The following is a 20,732-nucleotide window of genomic DNA, read 5'->3' on the forward strand; positions in this document are numbered from 1 at the left end:
CGCCCGCCCCGTGCGAGTGGCCTTCACCGCCACCGACGAGCGCGTGGACGCCGCCTGCATGCGCCTGGCAGCTGCCTGACCGCTACTCGGGGGAGCCGCAGGATCGCCCGTGCGGGTGCGTGCCTGGTCGGTGTCCATGTCCACTACGGCACCGCAGGCGCCCGCCCCGTGCGAGTGGCCTTCACCGCCACCGACGAGCGCGTGGACGCCGCCTGCATGCGCCTGGCAGCTGCCTGACCGCTACTCGGGGGAGCCGCAGGATCGCCCGTGCGGGTGCGTGCCTGGTCGGTGTCCCTGCCCACCGATGGGCGTGTGGATGCTGCCTGACCTGCGCCTGGCCGGCTACCCGCCGGGTGCGAGTCGCGGTAGCGCGCGTGTGGTGCGTGCTTGGTCGGTGTCCGTGCCCACCGGGACCACCTGGAGGGCGGTTGCGCCGGCGTCCCGCAGTCGGGTCAGGGCACGGGCCACTGTCTCCTCGTCGCCGGCGAGCGTTACGTCGCCCATGGTCTGTGCGCCCTCGCGGTCCAGGACGGCGCGGTACGCCGGGATGTCGGCGGCGCGGCTGAAGCGCTCGTTCACCCACTGCCGTGCGCCCTCGGCGTCCGCGGTGACGCTCACGCAGATGCCCGCGACCACCTCGGGATCGGGCCGGCCGGCTGCCGACGCCGCGGCGGACAGCGTCGGCACCAGGTACGAACCGAGCGTCGGTTCCAGCGCCCAGGTGGTGATCACGCCGCCGGCCAGCGAGCCGGCCACCTCGAGCATCCGCGGGCCGAGCGCCGCCACCAGCACCGGCGGCGCCGCGCCTGGCACCGCGACCGAACCACCGCCGTCAGGTGGTCGCCGTGGAGGTCGACCTGTTCACCGCGCAGCAGTGGGCCCTGCGCCGCGAGTAGCAGGGGGGCCGCGGGTACGTGGTCACGATCGACGTCCCCAGGTCGATGTGCGGCTCCGACCGCGCTACCGCGGTCAGCAGGGTGAGCACGTCCCAGCTGTCCCGCTGGCTCAGCCACACCCCGTCGTACCCCAGGGACGCCGCCTCGCGCACCTGCGCGACCATGGCGTCCAGCCCGGTGCCCTCGTCGTCGATCCAGAGTCCTGTTCGCATGCCTGCAGTCAAGCCAGCGGGCAGGTCGCCCGCCAACGCCCGGTCAGTCTGTACAGCGATCACGGCAGCTGATCGATCGGGGTTCAGATGGAGTTGCGGCAGCTCAGGTACTTCGTCACCGTCGCGGAGGAGCTCCACTTCGGCCGTGCCGCCGAGCGCCTGCACATCGTGCAGCCCGCGGTCAGCCAGCAGGTGCGCCGGCTGGAGCGCGAGCTCGGGATCGAGCTGTTCGACCGGTCCTCGCGGCACGTCCGGCTCACCACCGACGGCGAACGGATGCTCGTCGAGGCTCGCGCCGTGCTCGACGTCGCCGACCGCGCCAGCTCCGTCGCCGCCCAGCTCGCCAGCGGCCGCGGACGGGTCATCCGGCTCGGCAGCGGTCCGGGGTTCGAGACACGGGTGGCGTCGGGCATCACCCGGCTGCGGACCGAGACGCCCGACCTCACCGTCCGGCTGGATGCGCGGCCGGTGGCCGCGCAGCTCGACGCGGTACGGTCCGGCGAGCTCGACCTGGCGTTCGTCCGTGGCTTCCCAGGGAAGCCGGGACTGCACGCCGTCGAGCTGTGGCGTGACGACGGTGCCGCTCGACCAGCTCGCCGGGCTACCGCTGCGCCTGCTGGCGCGCGAGTGCGACCCGTTCGTGCACGACTTCGTCCTCGACGTGGCCAGGTCGGCCGGCGTCGAGCTGACGCTCGGTCGACCGGCAGGACGCACCTACGACACGCTGGTCGAGCTCGGCAACGGCCCGCCGGCGTGGGCGGTGCTCGTCGGTTCGGTGCCCGAGGCGCCCGCCGGGGTACGGGTCCTGCCGCTGCGGCCAGCGCGCCAGGTGCCCGTCGTGCTCGTGCTGAAGGACGCCAAGACCACGGCGTGCACGGAGGCCCTCGTCGCCGCCTGAGCGCTACTCGGGGGAGCCGGTGGGTTCCGGCCGCAGCTCGGCCGTGATGCGCCCCGGCGGGTCGTTGCCCTCGGTCTCGTGCCAGACCTCGTCGTCGTCGCGGGAGCGCCACTGCTTGCCGGCGTGCCGTACCGAGTCGATGCCGAACGTGTTCGCGCGGGCCACCACCCAGAACGACATCGCCAGCGAGTGCCGGCGCGGGGCGGCGGCGCCCATCCGCACCGAGAAGCCGTCGGTCTCCGGCCGCACCCGCCGCAGGCCCCAGTCGCTGTGCACGGCGGCACGGACGTCCCGCACGGTGGTGTCCGTGCCCTTCGGGCGCAGCACGCAGGTGAAGCCGCCGCTGCCGCCGCGGCCGGTCAGCGCGGTCGTGATCACCTTCGCCTTCGGCTCGTGGTCGGCGTACGCAGGGCCGTACGCGCTGCGCTGCACCCGCTGCGCCGCCTCGTGCAGCGGGAGCTTGCGCCAGCCGTCGACCTTCACCAGCGCGGCGTAGAACCGGTTCGTCGCGTACGCGGGGTCCTGCAGCTGGTCGACGGTGCCCCAGCCCTGCGAAGGCCGCTGCTGGAACACCCCGACGGAGTCGCGGTCGCCGTGGTCGAGGTTCCGCATCTTCGACTCCTGCTCCGCCGTCGCGAGAGCGATGGTCACCGCGCGTCTGGGCAGGCCGCGCCGGATCGCGACGGCGACGATCGTGGTGGCGACCTCGGACTGCTCCGCGCTGAGCGTGATCTCGCCGGCGTCGGACCTGGTGGTGCAGTGCTCGGGGGTCAGCGCGTCCTTGACGGCCGGGCCGCCACAGGCGGCCATGCCGGTCACCAGGCCCAGGCCGATGCCGAGCACGGCGGCCGTCACGGAACGACTAAAACGACGCACGGAGCGTGCTCCGTGCGCCCTGCGGGAGGAAGAGGCAACTTTCACTGTTGGTCAGGATACGTAAGGCATGGTGTGGTTTGCGCGGAGGACACCGGTTGAGCCGCTCAACCGGCAGCCGCGGGTGTTCCGCAAGATCAGTACAGCTAGGCTCGACCGCCATGAGTACCAGTGCCATCGCCGCGACGATCGACGAGCTGTGGGAGGCGCGTGCGACGCTCGACGCCTCGGACCCGGACATAAAGAAGACCGTGGTCGAGGCGGTCGACCTGCTCGACTCCGGCCACGCGCGGGTCGCCGCCGTGGACGAGGCCACCGACGAGGTCGTGGTCGACGAGCGCGCCAAGCGCGCGATCCTGCTGTCGTTCCGCGTACTCGACATGGCCGAGTCGTCCGCCGGTGACTTCAGGTACCGCGACCGGGTGCCGCTGAAGGAGCGCCTCGGCGGTGCGCGCGTGGTGCCCGGCGCGGTGGTCCGGTGGGGTGCGCACCTCGCCGACGGCGTCGTGGTGATGCCGAGCTTCGTGAACATCGGCGGCTACGTCGACGCGGGCTCGATGGTCGACACCTGGGCGACGGTGGGCTCCTGCGCGCAGATCGGCAAGAACGTCCACCTCGCCGGCGGGGTCGGCATCGGTGGGGTGCTGGAGCCGCCGAACGCCGTGCCGGTGGTCGTCGAGGACGACGCGTTCGTCGGGTCGCGCTGCATCGTGGTCGACGGCGCCAGGGTGCGCCGCGGCGCGAAGCTGGGCGCCGGCTGCGTGCTGACCAAGACCACCAGGGTGTACGACGCGGAGACCGGCGACGAGCTGCCCCGCGGCGAGGTACCCGCCTGGTCGGTCGTCGTGCCGTCGTCGCGTACGAAGAGCTTCCCCGGCGGCGACTTCGGCATGCCGTGCCTGCTGGTGCTCAAGCGCCTGCCGGAAGGCGGGTCGCACGACAAGCTGCAACTCAACGACATCCTCCGCGACCATGGGGTGGCCGGCTGAGCCGGTCGGCCGGAGGGCTGACGTAGCTACTGACGGAAACTCGAGGGGGGATCCTGAGTTGACCGAGCACCTGGACCTGACCGAGGACGCCGCTGCCGTCACGGCTCAGCTGGTCGACGTAGCGTCGGTGAGTGGCGACGAGCAACACATCGCGGACCTGGTGGAGCGTGCGCTCGGCGGGCTGCCGCACCTGACGGTGGAGCGCGACGGCAACGTGGTGCGCGCGTCCACCGAGCTCGGCCGCCCGGAACGGGTGGTGCTCGCCGGCCACCTGGACACCGTGCCGATCAAGGAGAACGTGCCGTCGTGGCGCGACGGCGATCTCCTGTACGGCCGCGGTGCCTGCGACATGAAGGCCGGCGTCGCGGTGCAGCTGCGGCTCGCCGCGACCGTGCCAGAGCCCACCCGCGACGTCACGTACCTCTTCTACGACTGTGAAGAGATCGACAACGAGCGCAACGGGCTCACCCGGATCTCGCGGACCCGGCCGGACTGGCTGGCCGGTGCGTTCGCCGTGCTGCTCGAACCCACCGACGCCGCCGTCGAAGGCGGGTGCCAGGGCAACATGCGGGTGGAGGTGACTGTGCCTGGCAAGGCCGCGCACAGCGCCCGCAGCTGGCTCGGCATGAACGCCATCCACCACGCGGACGACGTGCTCGCGCGGCTGGTCGACTACACCGCGCGGGAGGTGCACATCGACGGCCTCACGTACCGGGAGGGCATGAACGCCGTCCGGATAGGAGGCGGCATCGCCGGCAACGTGATCCCCGACGAGTGCGTGATCACCGTCAACTACCGGTTCGCGCCGAGCCGTTCCGAGGCGGAGGCTGAGGTGCACCTGCGCGAGCTGTTCGCCGGCTACCGGGTCACCGTGGTCGACTCCGCGCCCGGCGCCATGCCGGGACTGTCGCACCCGGCCGCGAAGGACTTCGTGGCGGCCATCGGCGGCGGTGCCCGGCCGAAGTTCGGCTGGACGGACGTCGCACGGTTCTCCGCGATCGGCGTGCCCGCCGTCAACTACGGTCCTGGCGACCCCAACCTCGCACACACCGACAACGAGCACGTCCCCGTCGCGGCCGTACTCGACTGCGAGTCCAGGATGCGAGACTGGCTGGCCAGCTGACAGTGGCCAGCGGGACGGAAGCGCGTGAGACTGGAGACATGGCAAAGATCGCATTCCTCCTCGACACCAACTTCGAGGACTCCGAGTTCCGTGACCCGTACGACGCGGTGACCAAGGCCGGCCACACGGCCGTGGTCCTCGGCCTGGAGAAGGGCAAGCAGGTCGAGGGCAAGAAGGGCACCGAGACGGTGACCATCGAGGAAGGCCCGGACGCGGCGCAGGTCGCCGACTTCGACGCGGTGGTGATCCCCGGCGGCTTCGCGCCGGACAAGGTACGCACCGACGCGGCGCTGGTCGGCCTGGTCCGCGACGCGGTGGCTGCCGACAAGCCGGTGGCGGCCATCTGCCACGCCGGCTGGGTGCTCGCCGAGGCCGACGTCATCCGCGGCAAGCGGGTCACGTCCGTGGGCAACATAAAGACCGACCTGGTGAACGCCGGCGCGGACTGGGTGGACGAGGAAGTCGTCGAGGACGGCAGCCTGATCACCTCCCGCACCCCCGCCGACCTGCCCGCCTTCAACGAGGCGATCCTGCGCCGGCTGGAGCAGCGGTGAGCTACGACGTCGCCAAGTCCGACGACGAGTGGCGTGCGCAGCTGAGCCCGGAGGAGTACCAGGTGCTCCGCCAGGCCGGCACCGAGCGCCCGTTCACCGGTGAGTACACCGACGAGGAGACCCTCGGGGTGTACGAGTGCCGGGCGTGCGGCGCGGAGCTGTTCAGGTCCGAGACGAAATTCCACTCCGGCTGCGGCTGGCCGTCGTTCTACCAGCCGACGAAGGACGACGCGGTGGAGCTGCTCGACGACCTCTCGCTCGGGCAGAAGCGCACGGAGGTGCGGTGCCAGCGCTGCGGTTCGCATCTCGGCCACGTCTTCGAGGGCGAGGGCTTCGCTACGCCGACCGACCAGCGGTGGTGCATCAACTCCGTGTCGCTGCGCCTCGTCCCCACCGAATGAGCGACAGCGCCAGCACGACCACCGCGGCGGACGTCATCAGGTAGCCGATGTGGTGCAGGCCGGTGCTGGTGAGGTCGTGCTCGAAGACGATGCCGAGCGCCGTCGAGGCCAGGATGGCGCCGAGGTACCGGCAGGTCTGGAACAGGCCGCTTGCCGTGCCCGTCTGCTCCGGTGGGGCCGCCTGGTAGAGGCTGGTCTGCAGGCCGAGGTTGTTGAACCCGTTCGGCACCCCCAGCAGCACCGCGAACACGACGAACAGCCACAGCGGCGTACCGTCGGTCATCAGCTGCAGCAGCAGCGAGTTGACGACCAGCACACTGCCGCCGATGATCAACGCCAGCCGCGGCCCGCGCCTGCCGATCAGGAGCGCGGTCAGCGGCGTGGTCAGTGAGCTGACCGCGGTGATGGGCAGCAGCAGCATGCCGACCACGCCGGGGTCGAGGCCGCGTACACCTTCCAGCCAGAGCGGCATGCCGAAGAAGATGCAGTAGAACGCCAGGTTGATCACGGCCTGCTGGGTCAGCACGGTCGACAGCGGCCGGTTGCGGGTGAGCTCGCGGATGTCGATGAACGGCACCGGTGCGGAACGTTCCCGCACCACGAAGTAGCCGCCGGCGACGAGGAACACCGGCAGGCACCACCAGCGCGGCTGCCCGGCGAACGAGAGCAGGAACAGCAGCAGCATCGTCACGGCGACGGTGAACGACGTGACGCCCGGCAGGTCGAGGCGCGCGACCGTCGTACGTGCGGACGACCGCTCGCCGTTGGTGGCCAGGTGGGGGACCGCCCGCCAGCCGAGCACGAAGCCCGCGACGGTCAGCGGCAGGTTGATCCAGAAGATGGCCTGCCAGCCCGCGCTTGTCACCAGCAGCCCGCCGATCACCGGCCCGAGGGCCGCGGACGCCGAGGCGGTCACCGACAGCACGCCGAGGCCGGCGGCGGGGTTGCCGCCTTCCGGGATCGAGTGCCGTACCAGCACGACCGACGCAGGGAACGCCGCGGACGAGCCGACGGCCTGCGCGGCGCGGATCCCGACCAGCCACCAGAAGTCCGGCGCGAACGGGGAGGCCAGCGACGTCGCGAACACGATCACCAGGCCGACGAGGAACAGCTGCCGCGCGCCGAACTGGTCGATCAGCCGGCCCATCAGCGGCTGGCCCACCGACGCGGCGACGTAGAACGCGGACACCAGCCAGGTCGACGTGGCGACGCCGATGTCGAAGTCGTGCTGCAGGCGGACCAGCGCCACGGCGATCATCGAGGAGTTCAGCGGGTTCAGCAGGGTGCCGAGCCCGAGGGCGACGATCAACGGTGTGGGAACGCCGAGCCGGTCCGTCATGAGGAGAGCTTCCGCGTGAGCATCGTAGCGAGGACGCGCGCCGTGAGCGGTCGTGCCTGCGCAGGTGAGCGCGGAGCGGAGCGCGGGAGATCGACGGACAGTCCTGCCATGTCAGCCGTCGAGCCTGCGTGCGGTGGTGCGAGCGGAGCGCGGCGGGCGAGTCATCCGTCCATGATCTTCCCGCGGTGGGCGGCCGAGAACGCGGGGTGCGGGCCCGCCGGCGGGCGGCGCGTGGCACGATGCTTGTCGTGGAAGTCGTCATTGTGTTCCTGATGGCCGTGATCCTCGGCACGTTGGCGCTGGTCGCCACCGGTCGCGGGGGCGAGCTCAGCCGGGAGGAGCCCGACCGGCCGCCGGTGCGGCTGCCCGAGGACCGCCTGGTGGACGCCGTCGACGTGAACAGACTCCGCCTGCCGCTGGCGTTCCGCGGCTACCGGATGGACGAGGTCGACCGCGTGCTCGACCGGCTCGCCGGCGAGATCGCCGAGCGCGACCGGCAGATCGACGCCCTGGGGCAGGAGCTGCTCAGCGGGGCGGGTACGCCGCCGCTCGAGGGCTACGTCGACGACGGCCGGCGCGACGTCGAGCACCCGAACCAGACCGACGAGGACGCAGAGGCCCGATGACGCCGGGTGCGGCGGCCGGTCCCGACGGCCGGATGCGGTGCCCGTGGAGCGTCTCGACCGACGACTACATCGCGTACCACGACACCGAGTGGGGACGCCCGGTCACCGACGACGCCGGCATGTACGAGCGGCTCACGCTCGAGGCGTTCCAGTCCGGCCTGTCCTGGCTGACCATCCTGCGCAAGCGACCGGCCTTCCGCGCCGCGTTCGCCGGGTTCGACCCGGCGAAGGTCGCCGAGTTCGGCCCCGCGGACGTCGACCGGCTGCTCGCCGACCGCGGCATCGTGCGCAACCGCGCGAAGATCGACGCTGCCATCGCCAACGCGCGCGCCACCCTGGAGGTGCCGGGCGGCGTCGCCGCGCTCGTCTGGTCGTACGCGCCGGCGTACACCCCGGCGCGGCGGTCGCTGGCGGACGTGCCGGCCACCACACCGGAGTCGACCGCACTCGCGAAGCGGCTACGCAGCCTGGGCTTCCGCTTCGTCGGCCCGACCACCTGCTACGCGGCCATGCAGGCCTGCGGCCTGGTCAACGACCACCTGACCGCCTGCGAGTTCCACCCACCCGCCTGACGGCGTCAGGTCGCCTCCTCGGGACGTTGGGGGCACGGCAAGGCCCCCCTCGCGGTGGAGGACGTCGTTGCGAGGGGCGCCGGGGCCGCGGCAGCTACTCGATCCGGGCGATGGCGACGCCCTGGGATACGGTCGCCTCCTCCGGTACGAGTAGCCGCATCGTGCCGTCCGTGGGTGCCATGACTTCGGCCGCAACCTTGTCCACCTGCACCTCCGCCACGAGCTGGTCGGTCTGCACCTGGTCGCCGTCCGAGACGAACCAGGTCGACACGACGCCCTCGGCGTCGGGCACCTTTTCGGACAATGCGGGGAAGAGGATCTCGGTCATCGCCGGCCGGTCACCCGCCCGTCACCGCACGGATCGCCCGCTCGATGCGGTCGTGCCGCGGCAAGACAGCGTACTCCAGCACATGTGCGTACGGGATAGGAACGTCGGGCACCGCCACCCGCTGGGCCGGCGCGCGCAGCAGGCCGGGGTCCCGCTCGGTCGAGCTGGAGTCGTTCCCCCAGCCGACCGGCGCCGACGACGTGCCGCAGGCGGCGAACGACATCGTCGTACCGATGCGGCTGGCGGTCGGCGACGACGAGATATCCCTGCTGTACGCCGTCACGGTGTTCGGTGCCCCGCGGGACGTCACCCTGGACGAGGTCGCGATCGAGACCTTCTTCCCGGCCGACGACGCCACCGCCCGCGTCCTGCGCGCGATGGCCGAGTAGGCGAGCGGAGCCGCTCATGTCGACGAACAGGCTGGTGCCGCTCGACGGCGTCGAGCTCGAGGTCCCCGACTGGGGCGCAGGTGACCCGATCGTCTTCATCCAGACGGCGCTCACCGCGGACGAGAGCCGGCCGCTTGCGGAGGAGGACGCCTTCAGGGACAGCTACCGGAAGGTCCTCTACCACCGCCGCGGTTACGCCGGCAGCGCTCCATCGTGCGTGACGCAGCCGACTGCCGCGCGCTGCTGACCGCCCTGGGGATCGACCGCGCGCACGTCGTCGGGTTGTCGTACAGCTGCGCGATCGGCCTGCAGCTGGCGGCCGACACGCCGGCATGCGGGCACAGCCTCGTCCTGCTCGAACCACCGCCGACCCACACCTCGAGCGCACCGGCGTTCCTGGCCGCCACCGACCGCCTGATCCGGGACCGGCACGAGCGAGGTGCCGCCGACGCGCTCGACGAGTTCCTTACCTCGGTCCTCGGGCCGAGCTTCCTGGCTGCCCTGGAGCGGCGGCTGCCCGGCGGGTGGGCACAGTCGGAGCGGGACGCACTCACCTTCTTCGACACCGACCTGCCGGCCTTGCGGGACTGGCGGTTCAGCAAGCGCGACGCCCGCCGCATCGAGTGTCCCGTGTTGTACGTCGGAGGCGACGTGAGTGGGGACCTCTTCGCCGGGGTCCGCGAGCTGGTACTCGACTGGCTGCCGCAGGCCGAGGACGTGGTGATCCAGGGGGCCGGCCACTCGCTCGCGCTCACGCATCCCACCGCGGCCGCCGCCGCTGTGGCAGCGTTCCTGAGCCGGCACCCGCTATCCGGCGGGAGCACGTCGTGACCGGCAGCCGCTGGCGCGGGACGGCTGTCAGTCGGCGGCGGCCAGCGCGGTGAGCCGGGCGGCGCGGCGGAGCAGGTCGCTGCGTTCGAGCACCCGCTGCACCTGGCCCGCGGGCACCGACACGGCGATCGCCGCGGTGATCGACGTGGACGGCACGGCGGCCGCGACGCACTCGGTGCCGAGCGCGTACTCCTCCTGGTCGAGCGCGTACGTACGCGGCTCGTCCAACTCACGGAGCAGCCGCTGCTTCGACGTCATCGTGCGCGGGGTCAGGTCGGGCAGGTCGTGGGTGCTGACGTAGTCGCGCCGCTCGTCCTCGTCGAGGCTCGCCAGTACTGCCTTGCCGAGCGCCGTCGCGTGGGCGGCGTCGTGGAAGCCGACCCACAGGTCCACCCGCGGTGCCTTCGGGCTGTCGACGACGTCGACCAGCTTGATCTCGCCGTCGTCCAGGATGGACAGGTAGGCGGCCGCGGACAGCTCGTCGTGCAGGCTCTGCAGGATCGGCCGGAACCTGGCGGCGCGGGTCGCCGCCCTCGACGCGGCGAGCGCGCCCACCCGGTCGCCGAGGACGTAACCGGCGCCGTTGATCCGGCGCAGGTAGCCCTCGTGGACGAGGGTGCGCAGCAGGTGGTACGTCGTCGGCAGCGCCTGACCCGTCCGGCGGGCGAGCATCTTGGCCGGCACCGGCCGGTCGGAGTCGCCCACAGCATCGATGAGGTGCAGGGCACGCTGCACTGACGCAATGAATGTAGGACGAGCCTCCACGATCGCCTCCCGTTCCTGGAGATTAGGCGCGGCAGAGGCAACAGGCAAGGTCAACGCCCGCGAAACTCGGGTTTCTCCTTCTTCAGGAAGGCTCGCACGGCGTCCCTGTGGTCCTCCGTCGCGCCGCACTGGGCCTGCAGCTCGGCCTCCCGGTCCAGGGCGTCCGCGACCTCGTGCGCGGCGGCGTACGACACGGCCTGCCGGATGGCGGCGTACGCCATGGTGGGGCCGGCGGCCAGCTCGGCAGCGAGGCTGCCCGCCGTGTCGAGCAGCTCCTCGTCCGGCACCACCTTGGTCGCCAGGCCGAGCTGCAGCGCGGTGTCGGCGTCGATGGTCTCCGGCCGCATCAGCAGCTCGAGCGCCTTGGGCGTGCCCACCATCCGCGGCAGCGACCAGGACACCCCGGAGTCCGGGCCGAGCCCGACGCCGGCGAACGCCAGGTTGAACGTGCCCGACGTGCCGAGGATGCGGAAGTCGGCGGCGAACGCGAACCCCGCCCCGGCGCCCGCCGCGACACCGCCGACGGCGGCGACGACCGGCTTGGACATGGTGAGCAAGGCGCTCGCGATCGGGTTGTAGTGCTGTGGCACGGTCTCGCTGATCGCGTTGCCCTGCTCGAGCAGCTCGGCGTGCTCGCCGAGGTCCTGGCCGACGCAGAACGCCCGGCCCTCGGCGGTGAGGAGCACGCAGCGGACCTCGGGGTCACCCGCCGCCTGCTGCACCGCGGCCCGCAGGGCGTTCTTCGTCGCGGTGTCGAGCGCGTTCATCGCGTCCGGTCGCGCCAGCGTGATCGTCGCGACGCCATCCGCGAGCTGGTAGCGAACCGGGCTCTCCGGTCTCGGCGAGTCGGTCACCGTGACCTCCAACCTGTCGGCCGTTGGTCCGACCGAGGCTAGCTCCCTGCCCGGTGGCCCGGCAGGCAGATACCCGAACCCACCGGACCGTGATCACAGCGTGGCCACCGGCCGGTTCGGCCGCACCAGTACCGGCGCCGTCGTGTCCAGTCCAGGACAACACGCCGTAGTGGCGCCGTTCCTGTGGCCCCGGAAACCGGTGGCACCGCGTCTTTGCAGGTCGAACCCGCGGCGCCCCGCGCGCTGAATTGGCTCTGAGCGGCCGGATTAGCGATAATTGGGCTCAGCACAGTCTGACGCGTCCGGCCGCTACCTGCTGCGACCTCGCGTCTGCCGGCAGGAAGGGAACACACACATGGCGGCCATGAAGCCGCGGACCGGAGATGGACCGCTCGAGGTCACCAAAGAGGGGCGTGGCATCGTCATGCGGGTTCCGCTTGAAGGTGGTGGCCGCCTCGTAGTCGAGATGACCCCAGATGAGGCCAACAATCTCGGCGAAGCCTTGGCGGCCGTCACCGGTTGACACCGCCCCAGACCCACGGCCCCGGTGGCGTTGCCGCCGGGGTCTTCTGGTGTCCGGGGGCACCGCCGACCGGCCCGGAATGTCATTGAATGCCGGGCTCGTGCCCTCACGTCCGGCGGACGGCGGCGAGCAACCCGTCGCCGGCCGCGATGAGCGTCGGTACCAGCCGCTCGTCGTCGCGTACCGCGGTCAACAGGTTCCTGATCGCCAGCGTGTCCGGGTCGCGCTGTGCCGGGTCGGCGACCCGGTCGTGCCACAGCGCGTTGTCGAACGCCACCACGCCGCCGGGCCGCAGCAACCGCATCGCCTGCTCCAGGTAGGAGAGGTACTCCTGCTTGTCGGCGTCGATGAACACCATGTCGTACGCCTCGTCGGTCAGCCGCGGCAGCACCTCGAGCGCGCGCCCGGTGATGGACCGCACCCGGCTACCGGTGAAACCGGCGGACGCGTACGCCTGCTTGGCCAGCCGCTGGTGCTCGATCTCCACGTCGACGGTGGTCAGCACGCCGTCCGGCTGCATGCCGCGCAGCAGGTAGATGCCGGAGACCCCGCAGCCGCTGCCCAGCTCGACGACGGCGCGGGCGCCGAGCGTCGCGGCCAGGAACTGCAGCAGCGCACCGCCGCCCGGCCCGATGGGTACCGCGGGGAGGTCCTCGGCCCGCTCACGCGCCGCGAGGATGGATTCGTCCTCGGGGAGGTACGCCTGCGCGTACTCCCAGCTCGCTTGGACGCTCACGATCCAACCACCACACGACCTCCGACGTTGTGACCTCGCAGAGCCTAGCTCAACCGGCCGGCGAACTCGCGTCCGCTCGCGCCGCTCGGGCGCGTCGGGGAACTGTCGTCACGCCACGAAGCGTTGAGCCAGTGCGGGGCGACGCTCAGCTGTGAACTAGCTGGGAATGTCCACAGGCAACTGTCGGAACGACGAGGGGCGAGGCACCATGGTGGCTACGGCGATCCCACTTCCGGGAGGAGGGCTTGGCGTGGGCCGTGGGCGGCTGAAAGCACGCACCCGCAAGCAGGAGCAGGGTGCGGACTGGGTCGTGCCCAGCTGGGACGAGGTCGTCCGCGAGCACTCCGCCAGGGTCTACCGCCTCGCGTACCGGCTGACCGGCAACCAGCACGACGCGGAGGACCTCACCCAGGAGGTGTTCGTCCGGGTCTTCCGGTCGCTGCACAACTACAGGCCGGGCTCGTTCGCCGGCTGGCTGCACCGGATCACCACGAACCTCTTCCTCGACTCTGCGCGCCGTAAGCAGCGGATCCGGTTCGAGAGTCTGCCCGAGGACGCCGGCGACCGGCTGGCCGGCAGGGAACAGCCACCCGGCGAGGTCTTCGACTCCGCGCAGTTCGACCACGACGTGCAGGCCGCCCTCGACGAGCTCGCGCCCGAGTTCCGCGTAGCCGTCGTGCTGTGCGACATCGAGGGGCTGAGCTACGAGGAGATCGCCGACACGTTGGGCATCAAGCTCGGCACGGTACGTAGCCGCATCCACCGGGGCCGCACCCAGCTGCGGCGCCGCCTCGAGCACCTCGCGCCGGGTGGTGAGCCAACGCCTGCGGTGGCCTCCGCCGCGCCCGCCGGAGGTGAGCACGGGTGAGCCATCTGGGGGACCGCATCACCGCGCTCGTCGACCAGAAGCTCGACCCCGCTAGCAGGGAGCAGGTTCTGCGGCACCTGCTGGGCTGTCCCGACTGTCGCGCGGAAGCCGATCGCGAACGGTCCGTCCGCCGGGCGCTGTCACTGCTCGGCGACGGTGACCACCAGCCGCCGGCGCCGCTGCAGGCCAGGCTGCTTGCGATGCCACAGACGGCGGACGTCTGGCAAAAGGAGCGCGCGAGCGTCTGGCCGCCGGCGCGGGCGCCGCGGTCGCGGGGGAAGAGCAGGTACTTCGTCGCCGGCTCGCTGTCGCTGTCGGCCGCCACCGCGGCCATGGCGTTCGTCGTCGGCGGGCAGCCCGCAGGTCCCGCGCTTGCACCGCCGATCGACACGTACACCAGGGAGCACGCCGCGGTCGGCGGGAGCGTGCCGCTCACCGACCACGGCGCGAGGACGGTGACGACGCTGACCCGGTCGTCGAGGCCGTGACCATGGTGGACCGTCCCGGGTCGGCCAACCGATCGGTCTACCTGCTCGTCGTCCCGCTCGCCGTGTTCCTGCTGCTCGCGTGCACACCGGTGGCGGAGGCACGGGCGAAGGAGACCGGTTCGGAGCACGAGGCCGTCGAGCTGCTCACCAAGGCAGCCAAGGCGGCCAACCGCACGGCGTACCGGGGCGTGCAGGAGGTGCGGGCCTGGTACGGCCGGTCGGGGTGCACGCAGACCCTCCGCGTCCACCACGTCCCCGGCCGGGGCACGGAGATCACCGCCGCGAGCGGTACCGGCGCGGGCCGGGTCACCAACGTGCCGGACGGGCTCAGTGCCGCTACACCACAGCTCCAGCTGCTCACCGCCAACTACCGCGTGGTGCGCGCCGGCGTCGCGTCCATCGCCGGCCGGCTGGCGGAGATCGTGGACGCGAAGAGCGCGGCCGGTGAGGTGCGGGCCAGGTACTGGCTGGACCGGGCGACCGGCCTGCTGCTGCGCAGGGACGTGTTCGACGAGGATGGCCGGCTGGCCAGGCGTAGCGCCTTCACCTCGATCGACATGCGGTCCCGCGAGGCGCCGCAGGAGATGCAGGTGGCCGCGGGCGGTGACCGCGGGCCGTCCGGGCGGGAGATCTCGCTGGGTCGCGTGGGCGAGCTGCGATCGGCCGGCTGGACGGTGCCGAAGCGACTGGCCGACCGGTTCGACTTGTACGACGTGCGATCGACCGGTCACGCAGCGAACACGAGCCTGCATCTGACCTACTCGGACGGCATCTCGGTGCTGTCCGTCTTCGAGCAGCGCGGCCATCTGGACGAAAGTCACCTGGTTGGCTGGCACACCGCCAAGGTCGGAGGCCGTACCGTATACCTACGCGATACGGTGCCGCGGCAGCTGACGTGGGCCGGTCCGGGTACCGTCTTCACGGTGGTGACCGACGCGCCTGACCGTGCTGTCGGTAGCACCGTGCGGATGCTTCCCGGGGCGGAGGAACGGCCCGGCTTCTGGGCCAGGGTCGCGCGCGGGTTGGCGCGCATCGTGTCGTGGTGCAACCCGTTCTGAACGGCGGGGCCGTGTCAGGGTGGTAGTGGTGGATCACGCTGAGGGGACACGACGATGGCGGACACCGGCGACTCGTCCTGGGGGAGTCGCGGCGAGTCGGTGGGAGACGGTAGCCAGGCACCTCCGCCGTTGAGCGACGCCACCAGGCCGTTCAGCGCGTCCGGCTACGGCCAGCCGCCGTCTCCGCGGCGACCGCCCGGGTACGGCAGTGCCCCGCAACAGCCGTACGGCAACCCCGGCCAGCAGCCCGGCTACTACGGCCAGCCGCCGCGTCCCGGCCAGCAACCGCCGCCCGGGCAGCAGAGCCCCTACGGCCGGCCGGCCTACGGGCAGCCACCCCCGCCCGGCCAGCAACAGCAGCCGGCGGGCCAGCCAGGGCCTGGCCAGCAACAGCAGCCACCCGCGCCCGGCGGTCCGCCGCCGTACGGCCAGCCGCCGGCACCCGGGCAGCCGGGTTCGTGGGCACCGCCCGGCGGGCCGGGTGGTCCGGGCCTGCCGCCGTCCGGGCTGTACGGGCCGCAGCCGCAACAGCAGCGCCAGAAGGGCAAGGTGCCGACCGGGCTGTTCCTGGTGATCGTGCTGATCACCGCGGTGATCTGCGGTGTCGGCGGCGGTGTCGCCGGCGGCGTGATCGGCGTCGAGCAGACCAAACCGACGCCGACGCCGAGCAAGGAGAGCCAGACGGTCAACCAGGTCGTGCAGCAGGTGCTGCCCAGCGTGGTGAAGATCGAGGTGGAGACCCTGACCGGCAGGTCCCTCGGTTCCGGGTTCGTCACGTCCAAGGACGGGCACATCGTCACCAACGCGCATGTGATCGACAGCGCGAAGGAGGGCGACGGCGACGTCAAGGTGCGGTTCCACGACGGTGAGTCGGTCGACGCCGAGATCCAGGGCTCGAGCGCGTCGTTCGACATCGCCGTGTTGAAGGTGGACCGCAGCGACCTGCAGCCGGTCAAGTTCGCCGACTCGGAGAAGGTCGTCGTCGGCGACCCGGTCATCGCCATCGGTGCGCCGCTCGGCCTGGAGGAGACGACCACGACCGGTATCGTCAGCGCGATCGACCGGCCGGTGCACGTCGAGGACCGCAGCAACTCGTTCATCAACGCGATCCAGACCGACGCGGCGATCAACCCCGGGAACTCCGGCGGGCCGCTGTTCGACGAGGACGGCAAGGTCATCGGCGTGAACTACGCGGGTGCCCGCGCGTCCAGGACGTCCAGCGGGAGCATCGGGCTCGGCTTCGTGATCCCGGAGAAGACCGCGCAGCGCACCGCCAAGCAGCTGAGCGAGGACGGCAAGTCGACGCACGCGGTGATCGGCACGACCACCGACGCCGACTACAAGGGCAACGGCGCGAAGATCGTCGACGATGCGGTGGACGGGAACGAGCCGGTGCAGGAGGGCGGCCCGGCCGACGAGGCCGGCCTGGAGGCCGGCGACGTGATCACCAAGCTCGCCGACCAGGAGATCAACGAGGCGATGGACATGATGGCGGCGGTGCGGTCGCACGCGCCCGGCACGGTGTGCAAGGTGGAGTACGAACGCGACGGCCAGCCGGCGAAGACGAAGGTGACGCTGGGCGAGGAGGACGACGAGGTCTGAGTCGTCCCCGCGGAGGTCGAGCTGCCCGGCCGGTAGGCTGGGGCCAGGTGGTGGCTGCTCGTCTTGGAGGCCGTGGTGTTCGATGGCGTGGGATGGAGCGAGATCCTCGTTCTCCTCGTGGTCGCCGTGATCATCTTCGGCCCGGACAAGCTCCCGAAGGTGGCCGCGGACCTGGCCAAGGGCCTGCGGATGGTCCGTAACTGGGCGCAGAAGGCCCGCTCGGAGCTGGAGGACGAGCTACCGCCCGAGCTGCGCAACATCGACGTCACGTCACTGAACCCGAAGACGTTCGTCCGCAACGCCCTCCTCGACGACGACAACGACCCGCTGGGCCTGAACGCCGAGGAGAACGGCACGAAGCGCACCACCGCAGCGAAGTCCCCCCGCCGCCTGGACCCCGGCGAACCGGCCCCCTACGACGCCGACGCCACCTGACGCTGGGCGTCAGGTCGGGCTGAGGCCGAGGGAGCGGCCGACCAGGCCGCGGGAGCGGTTACCCAGCTGCTCGGCGACGTTGCGCAGCACCTTCGCGGCGGGCGCGTCCGGCTGGTCGAGGACCAGCGGCCGGCCGTTGTCGCCGCCGACGCGGAGCTGCACGTCGATCGGTACCTGGGCGAGCAGCGGCACGTCGTGGCCGAGGGCGCGGGTCAGCGCCGAGGTGACGGCGTCGCCGCCGCCGGTGCCGAACACGTCGACCTGCTCACCGCAGTGCGGGCAGGGCAGCCAGGACATGTTCTCCACCACGCCGACGACCCGCTGCCGCAGCATCTGCGCGACCACACCGGCGCGCTCCGCGACCTCGGACGCGGCGCTCTGCGGCGTGGTCACCACGACGATCTCCGAGTTCGGGATCAGCTGGCCGAGCGAGATGGCGACGTCACCGGTGCCTGGTGGCAGGTCGAGCAGCAGGACGTCCAGGTCGCCCCAGAACACGTCCACGAGGAACTGCTGCAGCGCCCGGTGCAGCATCGGCCCGCGCCAGGTGACCGGCTTGCCGCCGGCGAACATGCCGATCGAGATGACCTTCACGCCGTACGCGGACGGCGGCATGATCATGTCCTCCACCGGCGTCGGGTCGCTGGTGACGCCGAGCATCCGCGGGATCGAGTGCCCGTACACGTCGGCGTCGACGACGCCGACGGAGAGCCCCTGCTCGGCCATCGCCACGGCCAGGTTCACGGTGACCGACGACTTCCCGACGCCGCCCTTGCCGCTTGCGATGCCGTACACGCGGGTCAGCGAGCCGGGCTTCGCGAACGGCACCTCCTGGGCGGGCGCGCCGCCGCGCAGCTTCTCCTGCAGGCCCTTGCGCTGCTCGTCGCTCATCACGTCGAGGTCCACCTGCACGCCGGTGACACCTGACACCTCGCGGACGGCGGTGGTGACGTTGTTGGTGATCGTCTCCCGCATCGGGCAGCCGGCGACGGTGAGCAGCACCGCCACGTCGACCTGGCCGTCGGGTTTGACGTCGACCGACTTGACCATGTCGAGGTCGGTGATCGGCCGGTGGATCTCCGGGTCGTTGACCTTGGCGAGTGCCTGCCAGACGGCTTCGGTCAACTGGTCGGAGGAAGATCCGTTCGTGGGCATACCCTCATGCTAGGCATCCCGCACGGCCAGTGCCCAACGCCCTACGGGGTGGGCAGGCCGGGCTGATCGCGCAGCAACCACCGGCTGCCGTTCTTGCGGCGGCCGGTGTGCCGGCGTTGTTCCGCGGCGATCTCCTCCAGGATCTCGGCGCGGGCCCGTCTCCTGGCCGCTCTGAAGTACCCCTTCGGGTTCTCCACGGCCTGTTCGACGCGGCGATCGGTGGGGATCTCAGGCATCCAGATGCCGGCGCTGTCGGTAGCCACACGACCCCCATCCGCTGGAAGCATCGGGCACATACTCGTCCGACGTTCGCATCCTGACAAAGTTACCGCTAGTCATCAAGCCTGGTGGGGCGTTCGGTAGGGGGTTGGAGCCCTGGGTAGCCGGCCATCGGCACGTCCTTTCCGCACGTCACGAGTCGATGGCGAACGCGTTCGCGAGCAGGCCGGCGAGCAGCCGCAGCAGCCTGGCGTCGTCGCGGGTGAGGTCGCCGGGCGCCGGTGCGTCGAGCGTGATCATGCCGTACGCGACGTTGCCTGAGATGACCGGTACGGCCACGAACGTCTTGTAGTCGTGCGGCGCGGTGGGGTCCCAGCCCGGCGGCGGGTACTCGTCGGTGTCCGAGCAGAACCGGTCCTCGTCGTACTCGATCATCGCCAGCACGTCGTCACCGCGCCTGGTGCCCTCCACGAACGTGGACCTGGCCGAGCCGGCCCGCCCGACGCACGCGATCGGCGCCAGCTTGCGTGGGCTGCTCTCCTCGAGCGCGAACCAGCAGGCCCTGGCGCGGTCCGGGCCGATGATCTCGGTCGCCGCGTTGAGGATGAACGGTACCGACTGGCTACGCAGCCGCTCCCGGTCGCGCCAGCCCGCGGTGGCGATCCGGCCGAGGTGGCGCACGATCGGGTCGAGCGCGTCGTTGAGCGCCAGCCGCATCTCGGTGCGGGCGATCACCCTGGCCTCCGCCGCCTCCCGGAACCTGCGGCGGCCGCGGATCTGCACGACGGTGGGGATCAGGAACGCGAGCAGCGCGGACACCGCCTGGACCACGATCCAGGTGACCTTGGACGGGCCCTGCGCGTCGCTGGCCAACGTCCCGGCCACCGACGTGGTGACGACGAAGATGCCGGTGAGGATCGGTGCCAGCCAGGCATTCCATGCGACGGCTCGTCCCCCCGAGCTACCGTTCACGCCTCGAGGTTATCGGTCGTCCCCGACAGGTAGGCACCGGCGACCGTCGGTCACACGTTGCAATCTCGTTGCGGCGGCAGGTAGCCGGTAGTCAGCCGAGCAGCGGCTGCCAGGTGCCGGTGTGGACGCTGGTCGTAACGGCCGCCGAGAGCACCGCACACACCGCGGCGAGCAGCAGCCAGTCGCGCGTGCGCATCCGCATGGTGCGGGCGTACGTACGGCCGGGGCGGCTGCCGAAGCCGCGGGCCTCCAGCGCCGTCGCGAGCCGCACCGCGCGGCGTACGGCGCAGACCAGCAGCGTGAACACCGCGCCGCAGAACAACCGGACGGCGGCGACCGGGTTGCGTCCCGCCTCGACGCCGCGGGCGCGTCTGGCCAGCCAGGTGAGCTGCCAGTCCTGGACGAGCAGCGGCAGCAGCCGGAACGCCGCGAGCGCGCCGAGGGTGAACCGCCACGGCAGCCGCAGCTGCTGGACGAGCGCATCCGCGAGCGCGGTGACGTCGGTGGTGGTGAACACCAGCGCCCCGGGCAGCGCCACCGCGTAGACCCGCAGCACGACGCCGAGCGCCAGCCAAAGGCCTTCTGTGGTGACCAGCAGGGGACCGGCGTCGACCAGTACGGCGCCGCCTGCCACCCGCGCGAACAGCACGTTGGTCGCGCCCACCAGCAGTCCGGCGGGCAGCAGGAACCAGGTGCGCCGCACGAACGGCCAGACCCGTACGCCGGTCGCCGGCAGCACGAGCACGAGGGCGGCAAGCATGATCGCCGGCGTCAGCGGGTCGGTGGTCAGCACGAGCACGCTGACCGGCAGCAGCGCGGCGACCAGCTTCGCCACCGGGTTGAACCGGCGCAGCTGCGCATCCGCAGCAGCCACCGGCGCGAAGAGCACCGTCATGAGGAGGCCTCCCGCGTGAGCATCGCAGCGAGCATGGTGACGGTGCGCCGCGAGGTTGCCGGATGTGAGCGAGGAGCGGAGCGCGGGAGGGCGACGGGGTGCACCGTCATGAGGAGGCCTCCCGCGTGAGC

26 protein-coding genes and 3 pseudogenes are annotated in these 20,732 nt (G+C 71.6%); 17 read left to right on the forward strand and 12 right to left on the reverse strand.

The window, feature by feature from the left end; genetic code table 11:
- On the forward strand, positions 1 to 237 hold a 237-nt coding region (locus tag GEV07_26695; protein ID MQA06155.1), incomplete at its 5' end, for a succinyldiaminopimelate transaminase.
- A 105-nt stretch (positions 238 to 342) separates the two neighbouring features.
- Here the strand turns inward: GEV07_26695 and GEV07_26700 are convergent.
- Positions 343 to 1,108, reverse strand: a pseudogene (locus tag GEV07_26700) (LLM class flavin-dependent oxidoreductase).
- 87 nt (positions 1,109 to 1,195) lie between these two features.
- On the opposite strand from GEV07_26700, the gene GEV07_26705 reads away from it, so the two are divergent.
- Positions 1,196 to 2,053, forward strand: a complete 858-nt coding sequence (locus GEV07_26705; GenBank protein MQA06156.1) for a LysR family transcriptional regulator — start codon at positions 1,196 to 1,198, stop codon at positions 2,051 to 2,053.
- Here the strand turns inward: GEV07_26705 and GEV07_26710 are convergent.
- Positions 2,010 to 2,861 (reverse strand): hypothetical protein, encoded by an 852-nt coding sequence (locus tag GEV07_26710; protein ID MQA06157.1) that lies wholly within the window; start codon positions 2,859 to 2,861, stop codon positions 2,010 to 2,012. The genes GEV07_26705 and GEV07_26710 overlap by 44 nt on opposite strands.
- A gap of 179 nt (positions 2,862 to 3,040) precedes the next feature.
- Here GEV07_26710 and GEV07_26715 point away from each other — a divergent pair, with 179 nt between their 5' ends.
- The 4 genes from GEV07_26715 to msrB are packed head-to-tail and all read left to right on the forward strand — an operon-like array spanning position 3,041 to position 5,946.
- Positions 3,041 to 3,868: a 2,3,4,5-tetrahydropyridine-2,6-dicarboxylate N-succinyltransferase gene (locus tag GEV07_26715; protein MQA06158.1), complete on the forward strand. Its 828-nt coding sequence runs from the start codon at positions 3,041 to 3,043 to the stop codon at positions 3,866 to 3,868.
- A complete protein-coding gene (locus GEV07_26720) occupies positions 3,852 to 4,991 on the forward strand; it encodes a succinyl-diaminopimelate desuccinylase (GenBank protein ID MQA06159.1) in 1,140 nt (379 codons plus the stop codon). The genes GEV07_26715 and GEV07_26720 overlap by 17 nt, the downstream gene beginning before the upstream one ends.
- Positions 4,992 to 5,029: 38 nt before the next feature.
- Positions 5,030 to 5,545, forward strand: a complete 516-nt coding sequence (locus GEV07_26725) for a DJ-1/PfpI/YhbO family deglycase/protease (protein MQA06160.1) — start codon at positions 5,030 to 5,032, stop codon at positions 5,543 to 5,545.
- Positions 5,542 to 5,946 carry a peptide-methionine (R)-S-oxide reductase MsrB gene (gene msrB, locus GEV07_26730; GenBank protein ID MQA06161.1) on the forward strand — a complete coding sequence of 135 codons (405 nt, stop codon included), beginning with the start codon at positions 5,542 to 5,544 and terminating at the stop codon, positions 5,944 to 5,946. The genes GEV07_26725 and msrB overlap by 4 nt, the downstream gene beginning before the upstream one ends.
- Here msrB and GEV07_26735 read toward each other — a convergent pair.
- Entirely contained in the window at positions 5,909 to 7,285 is a 1,377-nt protein-coding gene (locus GEV07_26735) for an MFS transporter (GenBank protein MQA06162.1), read from the reverse strand. The genes msrB and GEV07_26735 overlap by 38 nt on opposite strands.
- A gap of 272 nt (positions 7,286 to 7,557) precedes the next feature.
- Here GEV07_26735 and GEV07_26740 point away from each other — a divergent pair, with 272 nt between their 5' ends.
- Both GEV07_26740 and GEV07_26745 read left to right on the forward strand, forming a co-directional pair.
- Positions 7,558 to 7,911: a DivIVA domain-containing protein gene (locus GEV07_26740; protein ID MQA06163.1), complete on the forward strand. Its 354-nt coding sequence runs from the start codon at positions 7,558 to 7,560 to the stop codon at positions 7,909 to 7,911.
- The gene (locus GEV07_26745) at positions 7,908 to 8,483 is read left to right on the forward strand and encodes a DNA-3-methyladenine glycosylase I (GenBank protein ID MQA06164.1); all 576 of its coding nucleotides are present in this window, start codon (positions 7,908 to 7,910) and stop codon (positions 8,481 to 8,483) included. The genes GEV07_26740 and GEV07_26745 overlap by 4 nt, the downstream gene beginning before the upstream one ends.
- Before the next feature lie 94 nt (positions 8,484 to 8,577).
- Here the strand turns inward: GEV07_26745 and GEV07_26750 are convergent, their stop codons facing one another.
- Complete coding sequence (locus GEV07_26750; protein MQA06165.1) at positions 8,578 to 8,811, reverse strand: biotin attachment protein; 234 nt, start codon at positions 8,809 to 8,811, stop codon at positions 8,578 to 8,580.
- Positions 8,812 to 8,821: 10 nt separating this feature from the next.
- Positions 8,822 to 8,968: pseudogene (locus GEV07_26755) on the reverse strand (alpha-ketoacid dehydrogenase subunit beta).
- A gap of 100 nt (positions 8,969 to 9,068) precedes the next feature.
- Here GEV07_26755 and GEV07_26760 point away from each other — a divergent pair.
- The 3 genes and pseudogenes from GEV07_26760 (at position 9,069) to GEV07_26770 (ending at position 10,031) form a co-directional block, all read left to right on the forward strand.
- Positions 9,069 to 9,200: pseudogene (locus GEV07_26760) on the forward strand (transcriptional regulator).
- A gap of 16 nt (positions 9,201 to 9,216) precedes the next feature.
- Complete coding sequence (locus tag GEV07_26765; GenBank protein ID MQA06166.1) at positions 9,217 to 9,447, forward strand: hypothetical protein; 231 nt, start codon at positions 9,217 to 9,219, stop codon at positions 9,445 to 9,447.
- The gene (locus tag GEV07_26770; protein MQA06167.1) at positions 9,411 to 10,031 is read left to right on the forward strand and encodes an alpha/beta fold hydrolase; all 621 of its coding nucleotides are present in this window, start codon (positions 9,411 to 9,413) and stop codon (positions 10,029 to 10,031) included. The genes GEV07_26765 and GEV07_26770 overlap by 37 nt, the downstream gene beginning before the upstream one ends.
- Before the next feature lie 27 nt (positions 10,032 to 10,058).
- Here the strand turns inward: GEV07_26770 and GEV07_26775 are convergent, their stop codons facing one another.
- Positions 10,059 to 10,796: a helix-turn-helix domain-containing protein gene (locus GEV07_26775; protein MQA06168.1), complete on the reverse strand. Its 738-nt coding sequence runs from the start codon at positions 10,794 to 10,796 to the stop codon at positions 10,059 to 10,061.
- Positions 10,797 to 10,846: 50 nt separating this feature from the next.
- Entirely contained in the window at positions 10,847 to 11,563 is a 717-nt protein-coding gene (locus tag GEV07_26780; GenBank protein ID MQA06169.1) for an enoyl-CoA hydratase, read from the reverse strand.
- A 442-nt stretch (positions 11,564 to 12,005) separates the two neighbouring features.
- Between GEV07_26780 and GEV07_26785 the strand changes: the two genes are divergently transcribed.
- Positions 12,006 to 12,173: a DUF3117 domain-containing protein gene (locus tag GEV07_26785; protein ID MQA06170.1), complete on the forward strand. Its 168-nt coding sequence runs from the start codon at positions 12,006 to 12,008 to the stop codon at positions 12,171 to 12,173.
- Between the two features lie 106 nt (positions 12,174 to 12,279).
- Here GEV07_26785 and GEV07_26790 read toward each other — a convergent pair whose 3' ends face one another.
- Complete coding sequence (locus tag GEV07_26790) at positions 12,280 to 12,912, reverse strand: methyltransferase domain-containing protein (GenBank protein MQA06171.1); 633 nt, start codon at positions 12,910 to 12,912, stop codon at positions 12,280 to 12,282.
- A 205-nt stretch (positions 12,913 to 13,117) separates the two neighbouring features.
- Here GEV07_26790 and sigE point away from each other — a divergent pair, with 205 nt between their 5' ends.
- Genes sigE through GEV07_26815 form a run of 5 tightly spaced genes read left to right on the forward strand, consistent with a single transcriptional unit; the run spans position 13,118 to position 17,360 of the window.
- A complete protein-coding gene (gene sigE / locus GEV07_26795; GenBank protein ID MQA06172.1) occupies positions 13,118 to 13,777 on the forward strand; it encodes an RNA polymerase sigma factor SigE in 660 nt (219 codons plus the stop codon).
- Positions 13,774 to 14,265, forward strand: coding sequence for a hypothetical protein (locus tag GEV07_26800; GenBank protein MQA06173.1), 492 nt, complete (start codon positions 13,774 to 13,776; stop codon positions 14,263 to 14,265). The genes sigE and GEV07_26800 overlap by 4 nt, the downstream gene beginning before the upstream one ends.
- Positions 14,262 to 15,323 carry a hypothetical protein gene (locus GEV07_26805; GenBank protein ID MQA06174.1) on the forward strand — a complete coding sequence of 354 codons (1,062 nt, stop codon included), beginning with the start codon at positions 14,262 to 14,264 and terminating at the stop codon, positions 15,321 to 15,323. The genes GEV07_26800 and GEV07_26805 overlap by 4 nt, the downstream gene beginning before the upstream one ends.
- 54 nt (positions 15,324 to 15,377) lie before the next feature.
- A complete protein-coding gene (locus GEV07_26810) occupies positions 15,378 to 16,925 on the forward strand; it encodes a PDZ domain-containing protein (protein MQA06175.1) in 1,548 nt (515 codons plus the stop codon).
- Positions 16,926 to 16,979: 54 nt separating this feature from the next.
- Entirely contained in the window at positions 16,980 to 17,360 is a 381-nt protein-coding gene (locus GEV07_26815; protein MQA06176.1) for a translocase, read from the forward strand.
- Between the two features lie 9 nt (positions 17,361 to 17,369).
- Here the strand turns inward: GEV07_26815 and GEV07_26820 are convergent, their stop codons facing one another.
- From GEV07_26820 to GEV07_26835, 4 genes are all read right to left on the reverse strand, one after another.
- Complete coding sequence (locus GEV07_26820) at positions 17,370 to 18,515, reverse strand: P-loop NTPase (protein MQA06177.1); 1,146 nt, start codon at positions 18,513 to 18,515, stop codon at positions 17,370 to 17,372.
- Positions 18,516 to 18,556: 41 nt separating this feature from the next.
- Positions 18,557 to 18,778 carry a hypothetical protein gene (locus GEV07_26825; protein ID MQA06178.1) on the reverse strand — a complete coding sequence of 74 codons (222 nt, stop codon included), beginning with the start codon at positions 18,776 to 18,778 and terminating at the stop codon, positions 18,557 to 18,559.
- 148 nt (positions 18,779 to 18,926) lie between these two features.
- Positions 18,927 to 19,706 carry a GAF domain-containing protein gene (locus GEV07_26830; protein MQA06179.1) on the reverse strand — a complete coding sequence of 260 codons (780 nt, stop codon included), beginning with the start codon at positions 19,704 to 19,706 and terminating at the stop codon, positions 18,927 to 18,929.
- Between the two features lie 91 nt (positions 19,707 to 19,797).
- Complete coding sequence (locus tag GEV07_26835; protein ID MQA06180.1) at positions 19,798 to 20,601, reverse strand: energy-coupling factor transporter transmembrane protein EcfT; 804 nt, start codon at positions 20,599 to 20,601, stop codon at positions 19,798 to 19,800.
- Positions 20,602 to 20,732 lie beyond the last annotated feature (131 nt).

The sequence above is a fragment of the Streptosporangiales bacterium genome (genome assembly GCA_009379825.1).
GTDB lineage: Bacteria > Actinomycetota > Actinomycetes > Streptosporangiales > WHST01 > WHST01.

Excerpts from the sequence above, each read along its gene's own strand:
- GEV07_26715 (MQA06158.1), top strand. The coding sequence starts at position 3,041 with ATGAGTACCAGTGCCATCGCCGCGACGATCGACGAGCTGTGGGAGGCG.
- GEV07_26745 (MQA06164.1), top strand. The coding sequence starts at position 7,908 with ATGACGCCGGGTGCGGCGGCCGGTCCCGACGGCCGGATGCGGTGCCCG.
- GEV07_26785 (MQA06170.1), top strand. The coding sequence starts at position 12,006 with ATGGCGGCCATGAAGCCGCGGACCGGAGATGGACCGCTCGAGGTCACC.
- GEV07_26705 (MQA06156.1), top strand. The coding sequence starts at position 1,196 with ATGGAGTTGCGGCAGCTCAGGTACTTCGTCACCGTCGCGGAGGAGCTC.
- GEV07_26780 (MQA06169.1), bottom strand. The coding sequence starts at position 11,563 with ATGAACGCGCTCGACACCGCGACGAAGAACGCCCTGCGGGCCGCGGTG.
- GEV07_26735 (MQA06162.1), bottom strand. The coding sequence starts at position 7,285 with ATGACGGACCGGCTCGGCGTTCCCACACCGTTGATCGTCGCCCTCGGG.
- GEV07_26765 (MQA06166.1), top strand. The coding sequence starts at position 9,217 with ATGTCGACGAACAGGCTGGTGCCGCTCGACGGCGTCGAGCTCGAGGTC.
- GEV07_26820 (MQA06177.1), bottom strand. The coding sequence starts at position 18,515 with ATGCCCACGAACGGATCTTCCTCCGACCAGTTGACCGAAGCCGTCTGG.
- GEV07_26810 (MQA06175.1), top strand. The coding sequence starts at position 15,378 with ATGGCGGACACCGGCGACTCGTCCTGGGGGAGTCGCGGCGAGTCGGTG.
- GEV07_26750 (MQA06165.1), bottom strand. The coding sequence starts at position 8,811 with ATGACCGAGATCCTCTTCCCCGCATTGTCCGAAAAGGTGCCCGACGCC.
- sigE (MQA06172.1), top strand. The coding sequence starts at position 13,118 with ATGGTGGCTACGGCGATCCCACTTCCGGGAGGAGGGCTTGGCGTGGGC.
- GEV07_26740 (MQA06163.1), top strand. The coding sequence starts at position 7,558 with ATGGCCGTGATCCTCGGCACGTTGGCGCTGGTCGCCACCGGTCGCGGG.
- GEV07_26720 (MQA06159.1), top strand. The coding sequence starts at position 3,852 with ATGGGGTGGCCGGCTGAGCCGGTCGGCCGGAGGGCTGACGTAGCTACT.
- GEV07_26725 (MQA06160.1), top strand. The coding sequence starts at position 5,030 with ATGGCAAAGATCGCATTCCTCCTCGACACCAACTTCGAGGACTCCGAG.
- GEV07_26835 (MQA06180.1), bottom strand. The coding sequence starts at position 20,601 with ATGACGGTGCTCTTCGCGCCGGTGGCTGCTGCGGATGCGCAGCTGCGC.